This window comes from Thioclava sp. SK-1 (assembly GCF_001705665.1).
Lineage (GTDB): Bacteria > Pseudomonadota > Alphaproteobacteria > Rhodobacterales > Rhodobacteraceae > Thioclava.
Map to the genome: position 1 here is coordinate 134,992 of NZ_MDHA01000053.1, position 15,799 is coordinate 150,790.

The following is a 15,799-nucleotide window of genomic DNA, read 5'->3' on the forward strand; positions in this document are numbered from 1 at the left end:
AAGGCTTGACACCGGCGGTGCGGTCTTTACCTCCATAACTTATGGAACATTTCCTTCTTTCTGGTGCCCCCGAGGGCTATGACGCAAAACTGTTGGCCCGCGAATTGGCGCGTGGCCAATCGGTTATTCATGTGGCGCGTGACGGGCGCAGGTTGGAGGCGATGCGCGCGGCGTTGGCGTTTTTTGCCCCTGCTGCAGTGGTCCTGGAATTCCCGTCATGGGATTGCTTGCCCTATGACCGGGTGTCGCCCAACCCAGAGATTTCCGCCGCACGCATGGCGACATTGGCCACCTTACAGGCCGGGCTTTCGGGGCCTTTTGTTTTGCTGACGACCCTATCGGCAGCAATGCAGAAAGTGCCTTCTCGTCAGCTGCTTGCGAAGAGTTCCTTCACCGCCAAAGTGGGTGGTCGGATACATGAAGACCAACTGCGGAATTTCTTGGCGCGGATGGGATTTTCGCTTGTTTCAACGGTGCGAGAGCCGGGCGATTATGCCGTGCGTGGTGGTATTATTGACATCTATCCGCCCGGCGAATCCGGTCCGGTGCGTTTGGATCTGTTTGGGGATGTTTTGGATGGGGCGCGTCGATTTGATCCCGCAACACAGCGTACCAATGAAACGCTAAAGATAATTGATCTGGCACCCGTGTCCGAAGTGATTTTGGATGAGGAGTCGATCACACGATTTCGGCAAAATTACCGCATTGAATTTGGTGCAGGCGGTGCCGAAGACCCGCTGTATGAGGCCGTATCTGCCGGGCGTAAACATGCGGGTATGGAGCATTGGCTGGGATTTTTCCAAACCGATCTTGAGACAATTTTTGATTATATGCCAACATCTTCTGTCATGTTGGATGATCAGATCGAACCGCAGCGCGAAGCGCGATGGGTGCAGATCGCAGACCAATATGACACCCGGCGCGAAGCAATGTCCCGCCGCGATCGCGTGGATAGCGTTTATAAACCGGCAGCGCCGAGGTTGATGTATTTGGACACAGCCGCATGGGCTGCGGCATTAAACACCCGGCGTGTTGTCAATCTGCAGGTGCTATCGGCACCACCCGGTCCGGGAATTTTGGATGCGCAGGCGCGGTTGGGACGTAGTTTTGCGCCTGAGCGCCAACAAGAAAACGTAAGCCTTTTCAGTTCATTAAAAGATCATGTTCAGGCCCGGTTGAAGGTTGGACCTGTGGTGATTGCGTCCTGGTCGGAAGGGGCGCGTGAACGGCTTAAAGGCCTGATGGAAGATGAGGGCCTTACGGGCGCACGGTTGATTGGTGACGCGCGCGACATTGGGCCGGGGTTGAACCTAACAATCTGGATGTTGGATCAGGGGTTCGAGGCGCTAGCAAAGGGCGATGATCCCGCGATCACCGTCATCTCAGAACAAGATGTTTTGGGTGATCGGCTGATCCGGAAACCGAAGAAAAAGCGGAAGGCCGACAATTTCCTGACCGAAGCGCAATCACTGTCCCCGGGGGATTTGGTTGTGCATGTCGACCATGGGGTCGGGCGATACAAAGGGCTGCAAACCCTTGAAGCCCAAGGAAAACCATTGGATTGCGTGTTGTTGGAATATGCCGGTGGTGATCGGTTATTCCTACCGGTGGTCAATATCGAATTGCTTAGCCGCTATGGCCATGAAGACGGGCTGTTGGATAAGCTGGGCGGTGGGGCATGGCAGGCGAAGAAGGCCAAGCTGAAAGAACGTATTCGCCAAATTGCGGATAAGTTGATGCGCGTCGCTGCAGAACGATATTTGCGCAAAGCACCGATATTGGAGGTGGAGCATCATGAATGGGAGAGCTTTGCCGCGCGTTTCCCGTATTCGGAAACCGACGACCAGATGGCGGCGATTGACGATGCTATTGGCGATCTGAAGTCGGGCACCCCGATGGACCGCCTGGTGGTTGGCGATGTGGGCTTTGGCAAGACCGAGGTTGCAATGCGCGCCGCCTTTGTAGCGGCCGCTTCTGGTGTGCAGGTTGCAGTCATTGCGCCAACGACGCTTTTGGCGCGGCAACATTACAAGACCTTTGAAGACCGTTTCCGTGGCACGGCAATCAATGTGCGGCCCTTGTCGCGATTTGTCTCGGCGAAAGAGGCATCGGCCACGCGGCAAGGTTTGGCGGACGGGACGGTTGATATCGTGATTGGCACCCATGCTGTGCTGGCAAAGACGGTGCGTTTTGCCAATCTGGGGTTGTTGGTGATTGATGAAGAGCAACATTTTGGGGTGCAGCATAAAGAGCGGCTAAAGCAGATGCGCTCTGACATCCATGTGCTGACATTGACGGCTACGCCCATTCCCAGAACACTTCAACTTTCGCTTACAGGTGTCCGGGATCTCTCGATAATTGGTACACCGCCAGTCGACCGTCTGGCAATCCGCACCTATGTGTCAGAGTTTGATGCAGTGACCATTCGAGAGGCGCTGCTGCGCGAACATTATCGCGGGGGGCAAAGTTTCTACGTTGTTCCGCGCATCACGGACCTGCCCGAGATTGAGAGCTTCCTGCGCGAACACGTGCCAGAGGTCAGTTTTTTGACCGCTCATGGACAGATGGCCGCGGGCGAGTTGGACGATCGGATGAACGCGTTTTACGATGGTAAGTTCGATGTGCTTTTGGCAACAACAATCGTGGAATCTGGTCTGGATATTCCCACGGCGAATACGATGGTGATCCACCGGGCCGACATGTTCGGGCTTAGCCAACTGTATCAGATCCGCGGGCGCGTGGGGCGGTCCAAGATGCGGGCATATTGCTATTTGACGACGAAGCCACGCGCGCCGCTGACCGCGCAGGCCACCAAGCGCTTGCGGTTGCTTGGCAGTATGGACAGCCTTGGTGCTGGATTCAATTTGGCTAGCCATGATATGGACTTACGCGGCGCTGGTAACTTGCTGGGTGAGGAGCAATCAGGCCATGTTAAAGAGGTCGGATATGAGCTGTATCAAGCGATGCTTGAGGAAACGATTGCCAAGCTGAAGTCAGGGGAGCTGGGTGAAGATGTCTCGGATGGTGAATGGTCGCCGCAGATCAATCTGGGCGTCCCAGTCATCATTCCAGAAAGCTATGTCCCGGATCTGGACTTGCGGCTTGGGTTGTATCGGCGTTTGTCCAGCTTGACCACAAAGGTGGAATTGGAAGGCTTTGCCGCAGAGCTGATCGATCGCTTTGGCCAATTGCCAAAAGAAATCAATTCATTGCTGCTTGTTGTTCGCATCAAAGCGATGTGCAAACGTGCGCATATCTCGCGTTTGGATGCGGGTCCCAAAGGGGCAACCGTGCAATTCCATGATGATAAATTCCCCAACCCAGCAGGGTTGGTTGATTATCTGACTGCCGAACGCGATCTGGCGAAGGTGAAGGATAATAAGCTGATTATTCGCCGCGATTGGGCCAGGGATTCTGACAAGGTCAAAGGGGCTTTTGCCATCGCCCGGGATTTGGCAGCCAAGGTGCTGGATGCGAAGAAAGACATGAAAAAGGGCCGGTAACATACCGGCCCTTCGTCGTTTTGTTTCGATCTTATTCTTCTTTTAGTGTGCCGCGCATCAACACATAGGCAACGGCAGAGCAGGTCAGTGTGGTAAAGGCCAATGGCAAGGCCGTGCCATTGAATGCCAGACCGACGGGAGCGGCCAACATCACCGACCCAACGGTTGAGATGGCCGTGATGATCGACGCTGCAAGCCCTGCCATATGGCCCATTTTCTGCATCGCAAGTGCGTTCAAATTGCCGAAGGTCAGGCCGGCCATAGAGAAGATTGACACGAACCATAAAAAGAACACAGCAAACCCCCACCCCGATTGTGGCATGCCTGCAAACATCAACCCAAGTACCAGGATCGAGGCGATGACCTGCATTAGGTAAGAGGCGATGACGATACGGCGCATGCCATACCGAACCACAATTCGTGAGTTCAAGAAGGAGGCAGCACCGGCCAAAAGTGCGCCACCTGCAAACCATTTCGGGAAATTATCGGTGACACCATAGGTTTCATAAAGCTGCTGCGCAGAGCTGAGCGCGGCAAACATTTGCCCAAATCCAAGCGTGATGATGACAATATACAAAAGCACCTGACGATCCGACAGTACCTCTTTCACGCCATTCCACAGCCGCGCAAATTGCAGCGGGCGCCGCTTGTCTGCCGTTAAGGTTTCTGGCTGCCGTAAGAACATCCATGTCACGCCGATCGTACCGAACAAGATGAACGCATAGAACACACCGCGCCATCCGGCGATATCAATGATCACAGCACCGATGGATGGGGCCATTGCCGGAACGATGATAAAGATCATCATGATAATAGAGGTGACCTTCGCCATTTCGCGACCGGCATATTTGTCACGCACCATCGCCATCGGGATGATCCGTGGCGAGGCGGCCCCCAAGCCCTGAATGAAACGTGAAATCAACAACATTTCAAGCGATTGCGCATGGGCGGCGATGAACGAGCCAATCATGTAGATGCCAACCCCATACAAGATCGTCATTTTACGGCCAATCGCATCGGAAATCGGGCCGACGAATAATGTACCGGCGCCCATGCCAAATACGAATGAGGTCAGGACCAGCTGTGCCTTATTTACATCGCCGGGGCTCATTGTGCGGGCGATTTCCGGAAGGGCGGGCAGCATTGCGTCAATGGAAAATGCTACCGTCGCGATTAACGACGCCAGCATAATCGTGAACTCTCTTAGCGAGAGGGACTCGGTATGGACCGGGTCAATATGGTCTGTTTGAGACATCAGGCTTCCAAGAGTCTAAAAGGGATTTTGCAGCAGATAATAGTAAGCTGGCTTATTTGGCCAGTCATACCAGGAAAAAAACAGACAGAACGGTTTAAAACACCAGCACAAGGGTATGTGCAGTGACGCTCAGTCCGATTGTTCTGTGGGCATTAATGTAGTGTATCTTTAGGAGGGCCGGCCAACAGCTCATCAATAACATCTAGCCACAGCTGAGTGGGCTGGGCGCCAGATACAGCGTGAAGATTGCCGATTACATAGGTGGGAACGGCGGTGATGCCGCGTTCACGCGCGTGGGCGTCACGTTGCAAGACGGTATCGCGGTCGGCATCGGTTGCCAATAGGCGCTGCACCGCTTCACGCGACATGCCTGCCTGTGCGGCGATGTCTGTCAGGGTCTTACCATCGCCAATATCGCGCGCTTCTACCCAATGAGCGCGCAGCAGTGCCATCATCACAGGGGTCGCGCATTCCTCTAATCCTGCCCAGTGGACAAGCCGATGCGCGTCCAATGTGTTGGGCTGATGTAATGCGGACATTGGATCGAATTCGATCCCTTCTTCTTGTGTGATTTCAAGAATTTGCGTCATCATCTTTACAGCGCCATCCTGGCCGAATTTGGCCTGCAGGTAATCAGCACGCGACATTCCTTCGCGCGGCAGTGTCGGGTTCAGTTGAAACGGTTGCCAGGCCAATTGGAAGGGATGATCAGGCCGTTTTGCCAAGGCTTTTTCCAACCGCGCCCAACCGATCAGACACCATGGGCAAACGGGATCAGCAAAAATATCAAGTGTGGTCATATCTGTTTCCAATCAGTGGCTTGCGGCCCAATCCTGACGCAGTTTTCGCCGGTCTATCTTCCCGTTTGCATTGCGCGGCAGGGTCAAGATTTGGCGATAGATCCGCGGCTGTTTATAACGTGCCAAGGTTTCTTGTGCATGGGCGATCAAAACAGTCTCGTCAACCCCACCACTGTAGGCCAAGGCGATCACGGTTACACCGGGTTTAACCGGCACTTCAATTGCAGCAATATCACCAATGTCGTCAATGTGTTGGAGCGCGTTCTCAACCTCAATTGGTGACACACGGAACCCGCCTGCATTCATCATATCATCATTGCGGCCAAGATAGTGCACAGCGCCAGCGGCATCCATGCGCGCCATATCCCCAGTGCGAAACCAATCACCGTCGAAGCGGGCAGTGGTCTCGTCTTTTGCACCCCAATATCCAAGAAATAGCCCCGGCTCGTCGCGGTGAATTTGAATTTCACCATCGTTGTCAGATCCTTGCGGTGCAATCCTGACTTTGCGATCTGGCTGAATGAAACCCAATGTATCTTCTGGGGATGGCCGTATGGGAGAACCCGAAATGAATGTCGAACATTCGGACATGCCAAACGCCTCGTGTATCGGCGTTCCGGTGGCATCGTGCCATGCGCTGCGCAGTGCAGTTGGCAATTTTTCTCCAGCTGACAGCCCGTGGCGTAATTTAGGCAAGGCCAAGCTGCTGTGTGCTTTTAATATCTGCCGATAAACACCTGGAACAGCTGCAAAAATCGTGGCGTCTACGCGCTTAAGCAAGAGTGGAATTTGATCTGGACGAACGGCGGCAGATGGGATTAGTGCGGTCGCACCCATCGTCCATGGGTCCAACAATCCCGTGCCCAGAGTATAGGTCCAATTGAACGCACCGGCGTGAAGAAGCCTGTCTGTTTCGCGCAATCCATACCAGCCATCATACATCGCGTGCCGGGCCAAAATGGCGCGGTGTGCGTGGCATACGGCGCGTGGCAAGCCGGCCGACCCGGATGTAAAGATGATATAGGCAAGCCGGTCTGATGAGCCATAGGCATAATCGCAAGGCGGCAGTGCCTCGAACCCGCGCAACTCTTCGGTCGAAATCAGAATTCCGGGCTGGTCGGGCAGGGCGACTCCGTCCTGGGCGACCGTGGCCGTGATATCCAGCTGCTGCGCCATCTTGGTGATTTCTGGTCCGGTCAACTGCGCAGATGTTGGAACCGGAATTATCCCGACGGCGATGGCGCCCAAAAATGCGATAGGAAAATCAGTTGTATTACCAAGACGCAAAAGCACCCTGTCGCCCGGCATCAAACCCGCTGCAAGAAAACCAGCGCCTGCACCGCGTACGGCGGACAATAGGCGACCATATTGCCACCGCTCCGCACCGGAGGGTTTCAGGATCTGTAACGCAGATTTATCTTCCAGATCTACGGCGCGTGCCAAAACATGGGCGGTCAGGTTGAAATGGTCGGACATGGATGGTTCTCCCCTGTCCGACCGGAGTATGCAATGCAGCCTTTACGATCAAGAGGCTTCGCGGCCAACAGGGTTTTCGGCTGCATTGTCGTCGCCAAACGCCGCATCGTCATCATATTCATCTTCGCCCTCGTTCACATATTTTGCGCTATTTTGGAGCGAATGATCGTCATGCGATGGGTCCATCACGACATCGGAGGGGAGTTCGCCGGCCATCCAGTCGCGGATTTCATCGCGCGCATCAATTGGTTCGATCTCTGTGACTTTGGCAATATAGGCGATAAAGGCTTTTTGATCACCATCAACATCGTCCAGGCCGTCAGCATCGGTGCCGTCCCAGCGTTCCAAAATCGCTTCGTAGAAAGCTGACCAATTTTGTTCAATATGCTGCCACTTCATCGTGTAGCCCTCCTTTATATCACGCGCTTCGCTGTCGCGCTGTTCGTGTTGGGCAGGTGAAACGCTGTGCTGCCCGATCTTATGGGAAACTAAGGAGATAGCAGGCAAAAAGTTCCCGCGCTTTGCGACATATTCTAGTGATCATGGCTGTGATGAGGGCAGAAAAAATGCCGCACCCCGAAGGATGCGGCAAGTTCAACAGGGAGGAAGTTTCAACCTGGGCTACCCGCTCGGGTTGAATATGATCTACAATTGCAGCAAATGGTTAAATAGTTATTGTTCGCTCAGGTCGGTGCAATTAACCCGGAATTGAACAAGACAGGGGCAGGAACATGACAGGCGTGTTGAGCGAGAGCGGCATCTTTATCGGCGGCGGTGATGACGGCTATGATGTCGCGCAAAACATGTTGTTGGAATACGCTAATCGTCATGGGTTGATCGCCGGCGCCACCGGCACAGGAAAAACCGTAACATTGCAGATCATGGCCGAGGCATTCTCGGCGGCGGGCGTGCCGGTGTTCATGGCCGATATCAAAGGCGATCTATCAGGTTTGGCCAAAGCTGGCAGTGCCGAAGGAAAGTTGCATGATGCGTTTAACAAAAGGTCACAAACCATTGGTTTTGATCTAAGCTATCGCGCCTTTCCTGTTACATTTTGGGATGTATTCGGGCAGCAAGGCCATCCGGTACGCACCACGATTTCTGAAATGGGTCCGCTGCTTTTGGCGCGGTTGCTAGAGCTGACCGATGCGCAAGAAGGCGTGTTGAATATCGCGTTCCATCTGGCTGATAGTGAAGGTTTGGCACTGTTGGACCTTGGTGACCTACGTGCGATGCTGGTACATGTAGGGGAGCGCGCCGACGAACTGTCGTTGCGCTATGGGAATGTCGATGCGCGCTCTATCGGGGCCATTCAGCGCGCGTTATTAGTGTTGGAAAATCAGGGTGCGGCGGATTTCTTTGGGGAACCGGCGTTGGATCTGATCGACATGATGTCTGTTGATGCGAATGGGCAGGGGCAAATCAACATCCTGGCGGCCAATGTGCTGATGAACAGCCCGCGCCTATATGCAACATTCTTGTTGTGGCTAATGTCTGAATTGTTCGAGACCTTGCCAGAGGTGGGCAACCCCGACAGGCCGAAATTCGTATTTTTCTTTGATGAGGCCCATCTGCTGTTTGAGGACGCGCCCAAAGCATTGTTGAACAAAGTGGAGCAGGTGGCGAGGTTGATCCGGTCCAAAGGTGTGGGGATCTACTTTATCACGCAAAACCCGGCGGATGTGCCTGATGATATCCTGGGGCAGTTGGGCAACCGGGTGCAGCATGCGTTGCGGGCCTTTACTGCGCGTGATCAACGCGATCTGAAACGCGCGGCGGAAAACTATCGGCCCAATCCCCGTTTCGCGACAGAAGATGCGATCAAAGAAGTCGGCACGGGGGAGGCGGTAACATCATTCCTTGAGCGCAAAGGCGTGCCAGGAATGGTTGAACGTACATTGATCCGCCCACCATGTTCACAGTTGGGGCCGATCACTTTGGCAGAGCGCCAGAAGATCATGCAAGACAATGCGATGGGTGCAAAATACAACCTGCGTGTTGATCGCGAATCCGCACAAGAAATCTTGCAAAAACGGGCTGATATGGCCGCAGCAGAGGTTGCGCGTGTTGAACAAGATGCAGCCGAAATGCCCGAGCGTTCGTTAAAGCTACGCGAATTCAACCGCGCGCGCAGGTTTGAGCCCAACACGGTTTCCGCATCAAAGGTCAAAACGAGCAAAAGCCGGAGCAGTCGGTCTGACAGCGTTATGCAGGCTTTTGGCAAAAGTTTCGCCCGACAATTGGGCACGAAAACCGGCCAAGCCTTGGTGCGCGGCGTTTTGGGGTCGCTGTTTAAATCGCGCTGACTCGTCGCATCGAAGTCTAAATTTTTGTCAAATATTTTGCGGGCGAACAGGTCCGTAAAATGCATTTTGCATGGGGCCTTCAGGGCATCCCGATGCAGGCCGTATCACAACTCTTGCGGGTGTTGCGCTTTTATCCACAGGCGCGAACGTTGCGATTTCATTTGTTTAGCGATGATGGCCAAATTCTATCCACAGTTTCTTGTTAATTTTCGGGTAACCAAAGCAACCCACGGCTGATCCCAAGGGGACGCCATTCATGCGATTTTGATCGCTGCCATCAGGAGAGATCCATGACTACAATTCTGACGAAGGAGATACTGCCGACCTGGCTGCCCGGTCACGCACGGTTATATGTTCGTCACATCGATGAGGGCGTGTCGTTACGCGCGCTGGCCCGAGATGAGGGCTGCCATCCCTCCACCATATTACGCCGGATACGCCGGATCGAGGAACAGCGCGATGATCCTTTAGTGGATCAGATGTTGGAAAAACTGCGCCGACCAAATGCGCCAAAACACTCCGCCGGGGCAATGCACAGGCAAGGGGAGCTGGGGCAGGGTGCGCAGATAACGATTACCGAGGCACGACTGCAGCAAGAAGCCCGCCGTATTCTGCGCCGATTGATTGAACCGGGGGCGTTGATGATCGTCGCCACCGATATGGATAAGGCAGTGATTTTGCGCGGCACCGTGCGAATTGCGGTTTTGGAACGCGATGTGGCGCAGGCCTTTGCTGTTCAGGATTGGATCTCGGTCAAACATACGGGCCGCGTTGTCAGCTATGAAATCACGATGGCGGGGCGTGCAGCGCTGAAACGATTGGTTGCCGCGCAAACGCCCGAAGGGACAAAAAAGAGATTTGCCGACCAGCATCGCGCTTTTGATAAGGTATCACCCCAAAAGCCACATGGGCCGCGCAACAACCTGTATGAAAGCCCAATTGGTGTGTTGTCGCGGCGTCGTGACAAAAATGGCGACCCCTTTCTAACACCGGCAATGGTCACCGCGGGCGAACGGCTGCGCGAGGATTTTGAACTGGCGCAGATGGGGCCGCGTGTCACGCAGAATTGGGATCGTTTTTTGACCGTGGGTGATCGCAGTGGCTATAACCCAAATGCGTCGCTTGGTGGCGGGTCAGAACATGCGCGCGAACGGGTTGCTGCGGCGCTTGCGGATCTGGGGCCGGGGCTAGGCGATATGGCGCTACGCTGCTGTTGCTATCTAGAGGGCCTGGAGGCGGCCGAAAAACGACTGGGGTGGTCCGCGCGCTCGGGAAAGATTGTGCTGCGCATCGCCTTGCAGCGGTTGCATCGGCACTATCAGGAAAAATACGGTGGCGAGCATCCGTTGATCGGCTGAAATATTTCCGAAACCAAGGTGAATATAAACAGGTCGCCAAAGGGGTTAACCCTTGGCGACCCAAAGCTGCGATCAGGTTCCCGGCGTGATCGCAACCCCAACTTTTATCAAGCGATTATTTCGTTGGAACCGGCGTGTCATCTGTGACCGGAACCGCGTTGACGTCGGATCCTTCAGCCAATGCCGCGCGCACGCCTGCAGCATAATCAGGGTGGACACGGTGTAATACGGCGAGCCAACGCTCCGTCACGGAGGAAGAGCATGGGCCCATCGCCGCGGCCATGTTATGGTGCAAGCGGTCACGTTCGGCATCGCCAAACACTTGAGTATACAGCGCGCGCGGCTGAACGTAATCCGCGTCCGCATTCTCTTGAACATAGCGATCTGCGTCGCCGTTAATTTTCAGCGGAGGCTCAGCAACCGATGGATCTGCCTTCGCACTGTCGCCATATTGGTTGGGCTCGTAATAGGCGTCGGGATGACCGGTTTCTTGTGGGAAGAAGCGCATGCCACCATCTTTGTGATAGTGATGCACTGGGCATTTTGGCGCGTTGGCGGGCAGGGCCTCGTAATGGGTGCCCAAACGGTAGCGGTGCGCATCCGCATAGGAAAACACCCGTGCTTGCAACATCTTATCCGGAGAGAACCCGATACCCGGAACTTTGTTTGACGGTGAAAATGCTGCGTTTTCAATCATCTGAAAGTAGTTTTCAGGATTCTTGTTGAACTCTAGCATACCAACGGGGATCAGCGGGTAATCCTTGTGCGACCAGACTTTGGTCAGATCGAACGGATTAAAGTCCAGTCCTTCTGCATCGGCTTCGGGCATGACCTGAATGTTTAGCTCCCATTTCGGGAAGTCACCATTTTCGATCGCGGAATATAGATCTTCTTGGTATGTTTCGCGCGATTTGCCGATCAGTTCTTCGGCCTGATCATTGGTATAGTTCTTAATGTCTTGCTGGCAACGGAAGTGGAATTTCACCCAGACGCGTTCGCCCTTTGCGTTCCACATTGAATATGTATGGCTGCCGTAGCCATGCATATGCATCGGGTTCACCGGAATGCCGCGATCTGACATCAAAATCGTCACCTGATGAACGCATTCGGGCTGTGCCGCCCAGAAATCGAACATCGCTTCAGGGGAACGCAGATTGGTCTTTGGGTGGCGTTTTTGAGTATGGATGAAATCCGGGAATTTATATGCGTCGCGGACGAAGAAGATCGGTGTATTATTACCGACGACATCCCAATTGCCTTGGTCCGTGTAGAATTTAATGGAGAAACCGCGCACGTCGCGTTCCGCATCGGCGGCACCCAGTTCACCCGCAACGGTGGACCAGCGCGACAAAATCTCGCATGTATTGCCAACTTTTGAGAACAAATCAGCACAGGTATATTCGCTGATATCATGGGTTACGGTAAATTTACCCTGCGCACCCCAGCCTTTGGCGTGAACCGTACGTTCTGGAATCCGTTCACGGTTTTGATGCGCCAATTTCTCTAGCAGCTGATAATCTTGCAGCAGGACCGGACCGCGGGCACCCGCAGTTTCGGATGTATTGTTGCTGGGCACCGGTGCGCCGGCGCTCGTCGTCAGTGTGGTTTTATCAGCCATAGTGTTCCTCCATCTGGCATGGATTGCTGGATTGCTTTCGACGGAAATATCTAGGACATCCGTAATAAAAGGAAATCGTAAATATTTACCATTGGGATAAGCTGGTCTTATGAATATCACACTCCGTCAATTGACCTACCTCCTGTCGCTGGAACAGCACCGTAATTTTTCGCGTGCTGCCGAAGCGGTTCATGTGACCCAGCCTGCTTTGTCCATGCAAATACGTGAGCTAGAACAAAGCCTTGGACTGACGTTGATTGAACGACGCCCGCGCGATATTCGATTGACGCGGGCAGGGCGGATGGTGCTGGAACATGCGCGCCGTATCCAAGCCGAGCTAAAATCGCTTGAGGCAGAGCTGCGCCGGGGTCAGGGACAGATCAATTTGGGTGTCATTCCCACCATTGCGCCATATTTAATGCCGCGTGCCTTGCCACGTTTGCGTGAATTGCAATCGGGTTTGCGCCTGCGCGAAGCCCGCACTGAGGTGCTTCTGGAAGAGCTGATGTCGGGCAAACTGGACGCGGTTGTTATTGCAACACCTGCGGCGGATATGGAAACCCGGTTGTTATTTGAAGACAGGTTCCTTTTGGCGGGCACGCAGCAGGCGCTTGCGGCCAATTATGGTCTGGCGCCAGATGCGCTGGACCCTGGTGATTTACTGTTGTTGGACGAAGGGCATTGCCTTGCAGATCAGGCGCTTGCGCTATGCGGCACGACACGCGCAACGCAATCCGTCGATCTTGGCGCTTCTTCATTGGCAACCCTGTGTGGGCTGGTTGGCGAAGGAATGGGTCTGACCTTGGTGCCAGAGCTTGCGACGCTGACCGAAACATTGGCGGCACCGACTATGGCGCTGGCGCGCTTTAACGAGGAACCTTCGCGCCAAATTCGTCTGGTTCGGCGCAAAGACGTCGCTGATGACAGTGAATGGTTTGCTAAGGTTGCAACGATCTTGGCAGAGGTGGGAACGGCCTTGGTTGAAGACGTGCGCCGTAAGGTTCCAAAAGAAACACGTCCAACCCCCGCGCTGCGTGTTGCTGAATAACGAAGGCATGGCGTATTCCCCGCGATACGCCATCTTCACAAGATCCGTAAGAACTCTCTGTAATGTACTGTATTTTAATTGTTATTTTTAAAATTAGGCGCCAATTTAGCACCTAAAATTATATCCAATAACCATGATTATGTAATGCAAATAGGTTGTCAAAAATTGGCATGGCTTGGCACTGTGCTGTGGACCGCTGCGTTGGCTTTGCGTATGACGGGGTCAGCCATCTCACGCATAGGACTTACTATATGACCTTTGACCGCAGCATCAAAATCGCCCCGTCCATCCTTTCGGCAGATTTCGCCAATTTTGGCCAAGAAATTCGTGCGATCGAAGATCAAGGCGCCGACTGGGTGCATGTTGATGTGATGGATGGGCATTTCGTTCCGAACCTGACATTTGGTCCACCTTTGTGCAAAGCGATCCGTCCGCATATTAAAACGGTGATGGATGTGCATCTGATGATCTCTCCGGTGGATGCCTATATTGACGCCTATGCTGATGCAGGCGCGGATGTGATCACGGCGCATTTGGAGGCCGGCCCGCATATTCACCGTACGTTACAGGCCATTCGTGGCGCGGGTTGCAAGGCCGGCTTGGCGTTGAATCCCGGCACGGGCCTTGACCAAATCGAATATCTTATGGATCAGTTGGATCTGATTTGTGTCATGACTGTAAACCCAGGCTTTGGCGGGCAGAAATTCATTGCCAGCCAGATCGACAAAGTGCGCAAGCTGCGCGCAATGATTGGTGATCGTGAAATCCATATTGAGATTGATGGTGGCATGACGCCGGAAACAGCCCCGTTGATGGCGGCGGCTGGCGCGGATGTCTTGGTTGCCGGATCGGCCGTGTTCAAAGGTGGCTCGGTGTCGCAACCCGACGTCTATGGGCAGAATATCGCCGCGATCCGCAAGGCCGCACAAGACGCACAAGACGCACAATAAGGGCAAAAGCCCATGCTGAATTTGAACAAGTCCCTTCAACATATTGGAGGGGCTTGTTTATTTCCGTTCACAGTGGATCAATTCTATTTCGCTATCTTGGGTTTCCTCTTGTTTTTTCACTAAAACTACCAGAGGTTGCTTTGAATCACGACATGACAGGGGCTAACGATGGCAGTGACACCTCCGGTATGTGAGTTCGGCTGGAAGGCACCGCCTTTCGCCCTGCCCGGAACAGATGATCAGATGTGGACATTGGACGCGATCCGCGGTCCGAATGGGACGTTGATAATGTTTATCTGTAATCATTGCCCTTATGTTTTGTCGGTGCTCGACCGGATCTTGCGCGATGCGAACGCGTTGATGGATGCGGGTATTGGTGTTGCCGCGATCTGTGCAAATGATGCGGATCGCTATCCTGACGATAGTTTTGCAAATATGAAAATCTTGGCCCAGGATAAAGGGTTCAACTTTCCCTATCTTCACGATGAAAGCCAAACGGTTGCACAGGCTTATGACGCGGCGTGCACACCGGATTTTTTCGGTTTTAACGCGCAAGATCAGTTGCAATATCGGGGGCGTCTGGACGCATCTGGACGTGCGCCCGGCCCAGCGAACGCGAAGCGAGAGCTGTTTGAAGCGATGGTTTTGGTGGCCACGACCGGGCAAGGCCCCCGCAATCAGATCGCGTCGATGGGATGTTCAATCAAATGGAAAACCGTATGAAACCTGCATTGATTTTTGATCTGGACGGTACCTTGATCGATTCCGCACCTGCCATTCATTCGGTGACAAATTACGTTTTGGGTGAAATGGGGTATCCCATGATCACCTTGTCCCAGACGCGCAGTTTCATTGGGCGTGGGACCGGGCATCTTGTGGCATGTGTGCTGAAAACGGCAGGCCAACCCACTGATGGCGTATTATTTGATAAGATGCACTCCCGTTTCGTAGAACGCTATGCGATTGATTTGGACGGAAATCATCAATATCCGCATGTGCGCACCGCATTAGATGCGCTTGTGATGCAGGGCTATCGCATGGCGATTTGCACCAATAAACCCTATGTGCCGGCGATGGCTGCACTGGAACATGTTGGGTTATTGGATGTATTTGATGTGGTGATCGGTGGCGATAGTTTACAAACCCGCAAACCCGATCCTGCAATATTGCGTAAGGCGCATACGGATCTTGGCGGTGGCTCGCTGATTTATATTGGCGATTCCGAGGTGGATGCACAAACTGCGCAAGCCGCAGGCTGCCCCTTTGTTCTGTATACCGAGGGCTACTGCCACAGACCGGTTCATGATCTGCCCCACGATGTGGCCTTTTCGGATTGGCGGATGTTCCCCGGCATCATCGATCATATGGTCAAAGCCATGTAAGTTTTCACGGAAAGTCACATTCCACGCTTGCAGCGCCCCCCTCGCTTGGGCCAAATAAGAGGCCGATTGTCGCAGGGCGTCGGCCAAATTTGCCAGACCGGGC

The 15,799-nt window shown here is 53.8% G+C and carries 12 protein-coding genes; 7 read left to right on the plus strand and 5 right to left on the minus strand.

Annotated elements, in window-relative coordinates; genetic code table 11:
• The first annotated feature begins 41 nt into the window (after positions 1-41).
• Positions 42-3,503: a transcription-repair coupling factor gene (gene mfd / locus BFP70_RS13175; RefSeq protein ID WP_066012111.1), complete on the plus strand. Its 3,462-nt coding sequence runs from the start codon at positions 42-44 to the stop codon at positions 3,501-3,503.
• Positions 3,504-3,534: 31 nt separating this feature from the next.
• On the opposite strand, the gene BFP70_RS13180 is transcribed toward mfd, so the two are convergent.
• The 4 genes from BFP70_RS13180 to BFP70_RS13195 form a co-directional block, all read right to left on the minus strand.
• The gene (locus BFP70_RS13180) at positions 3,535-4,758 is read right to left on the minus strand and encodes a multidrug effflux MFS transporter (protein ID WP_066012112.1); all 1,224 of its coding nucleotides are present in this window, start codon (positions 4,756-4,758) and stop codon (positions 3,535-3,537) included.
• Positions 4,759-4,910: 152 nt separating this feature from the next.
• The gene (locus BFP70_RS13185; RefSeq protein ID WP_066012113.1) at positions 4,911-5,558 is read right to left on the minus strand and encodes a DsbA family protein; all 648 of its coding nucleotides are present in this window, start codon (positions 5,556-5,558) and stop codon (positions 4,911-4,913) included.
• 12 nt (positions 5,559-5,570) lie between these two features.
• Positions 5,571-7,034: a class I adenylate-forming enzyme family protein gene (locus BFP70_RS13190; RefSeq protein WP_066012114.1), complete on the minus strand. Its 1,464-nt coding sequence runs from the start codon at positions 7,032-7,034 to the stop codon at positions 5,571-5,573.
• Between the two features lie 48 nt (positions 7,035-7,082).
• Positions 7,083-7,433 (minus strand): hypothetical protein, encoded by a 351-nt coding sequence (locus BFP70_RS13195; RefSeq protein WP_066012115.1) that lies wholly within the window; start codon positions 7,431-7,433, stop codon positions 7,083-7,085.
• A gap of 332 nt (positions 7,434-7,765) precedes the next feature.
• Here BFP70_RS13195 and BFP70_RS13200 point away from each other — a divergent pair, with 332 nt between their 5' ends.
• The gene (locus tag BFP70_RS13200) at positions 7,766-9,340 is read left to right on the plus strand and encodes a helicase HerA-like domain-containing protein (RefSeq protein ID WP_066012116.1); all 1,575 of its coding nucleotides are present in this window, start codon (positions 7,766-7,768) and stop codon (positions 9,338-9,340) included.
• A gap of 290 nt (positions 9,341-9,630) precedes the next feature.
• Positions 9,631-10,698 (plus strand): DUF6456 domain-containing protein, encoded by a 1,068-nt coding sequence (locus tag BFP70_RS13205; protein WP_066012117.1) that lies wholly within the window; start codon positions 9,631-9,633, stop codon positions 10,696-10,698.
• Positions 10,699-10,813: 115 nt separating this feature from the next.
• Here BFP70_RS13205 and BFP70_RS13210 read toward each other — a convergent pair whose 3' ends face one another.
• Positions 10,814-12,316, minus strand: a complete 1,503-nt coding sequence (locus BFP70_RS13210; protein WP_066012118.1) for a catalase — start codon at positions 12,314-12,316, stop codon at positions 10,814-10,816.
• A gap of 109 nt (positions 12,317-12,425) precedes the next feature.
• Between BFP70_RS13210 and BFP70_RS13215 the strand changes: the two genes are divergently transcribed.
• The 4 genes from BFP70_RS13215 (at position 12,426) to gph (ending at position 15,696) form a co-directional block, all read left to right on the plus strand.
• On the plus strand, positions 12,426-13,364 hold the full coding sequence (locus BFP70_RS13215) for a LysR substrate-binding domain-containing protein (protein WP_066012119.1): 939 nt from the start codon (positions 12,426-12,428) through the stop codon (positions 13,362-13,364).
• Positions 13,365-13,615: 251 nt separating this feature from the next.
• Entirely contained in the window at positions 13,616-14,314 is a 699-nt protein-coding gene (gene rpe, locus BFP70_RS13220; RefSeq protein WP_066012120.1) for a ribulose-phosphate 3-epimerase, read from the plus strand.
• A 168-nt stretch (positions 14,315-14,482) separates the two neighbouring features.
• Positions 14,483-15,037: a thioredoxin family protein gene (locus BFP70_RS13225; protein ID WP_066012121.1), complete on the plus strand. Its 555-nt coding sequence runs from the start codon at positions 14,483-14,485 to the stop codon at positions 15,035-15,037.
• The gene (gene gph / locus BFP70_RS13230; RefSeq protein WP_066012122.1) at positions 15,034-15,696 is read left to right on the plus strand and encodes a phosphoglycolate phosphatase; all 663 of its coding nucleotides are present in this window, start codon (positions 15,034-15,036) and stop codon (positions 15,694-15,696) included. The genes BFP70_RS13225 and gph overlap by 4 nt, the downstream gene beginning before the upstream one ends.
• Positions 15,697-15,799: the final 103 nt, after the last annotated feature.

Excerpts from the sequence above, each read along its gene's own strand:
- mfd (WP_066012111.1), top strand. The coding sequence starts at position 42 with ATGGAACATTTCCTTCTTTCTGGTGCCCCCGAGGGCTATGACGCAAAA.
- BFP70_RS13180 (WP_066012112.1), bottom strand. The coding sequence starts at position 4,758 with ATGTCTCAAACAGACCATATTGACCCGGTCCATACCGAGTCCCTCTCG.
- BFP70_RS13185 (WP_066012113.1), bottom strand. The coding sequence starts at position 5,558 with ATGACCACACTTGATATTTTTGCTGATCCCGTTTGCCCATGGTGTCTG.
- BFP70_RS13190 (WP_066012114.1), bottom strand. The coding sequence starts at position 7,034 with ATGTCCGACCATTTCAACCTGACCGCCCATGTTTTGGCACGCGCCGTA.
- BFP70_RS13195 (WP_066012115.1), bottom strand. The coding sequence starts at position 7,433 with ATGAAGTGGCAGCATATTGAACAAAATTGGTCAGCTTTCTACGAAGCG.
- BFP70_RS13200 (WP_066012116.1), top strand. The coding sequence starts at position 7,766 with ATGACAGGCGTGTTGAGCGAGAGCGGCATCTTTATCGGCGGCGGTGAT.
- BFP70_RS13205 (WP_066012117.1), top strand. The coding sequence starts at position 9,631 with ATGACTACAATTCTGACGAAGGAGATACTGCCGACCTGGCTGCCCGGT.
- BFP70_RS13210 (WP_066012118.1), bottom strand. The coding sequence starts at position 12,316 with ATGGCTGATAAAACCACACTGACGACGAGCGCCGGCGCACCGGTGCCC.
- BFP70_RS13215 (WP_066012119.1), top strand. The coding sequence starts at position 12,426 with ATGAATATCACACTCCGTCAATTGACCTACCTCCTGTCGCTGGAACAG.
- rpe (WP_066012120.1), top strand. The coding sequence starts at position 13,616 with ATGACCTTTGACCGCAGCATCAAAATCGCCCCGTCCATCCTTTCGGCA.
- BFP70_RS13225 (WP_066012121.1), top strand. The coding sequence starts at position 14,483 with ATGGCAGTGACACCTCCGGTATGTGAGTTCGGCTGGAAGGCACCGCCT.
- gph (WP_066012122.1), top strand. The coding sequence starts at position 15,034 with ATGAAACCTGCATTGATTTTTGATCTGGACGGTACCTTGATCGATTCC.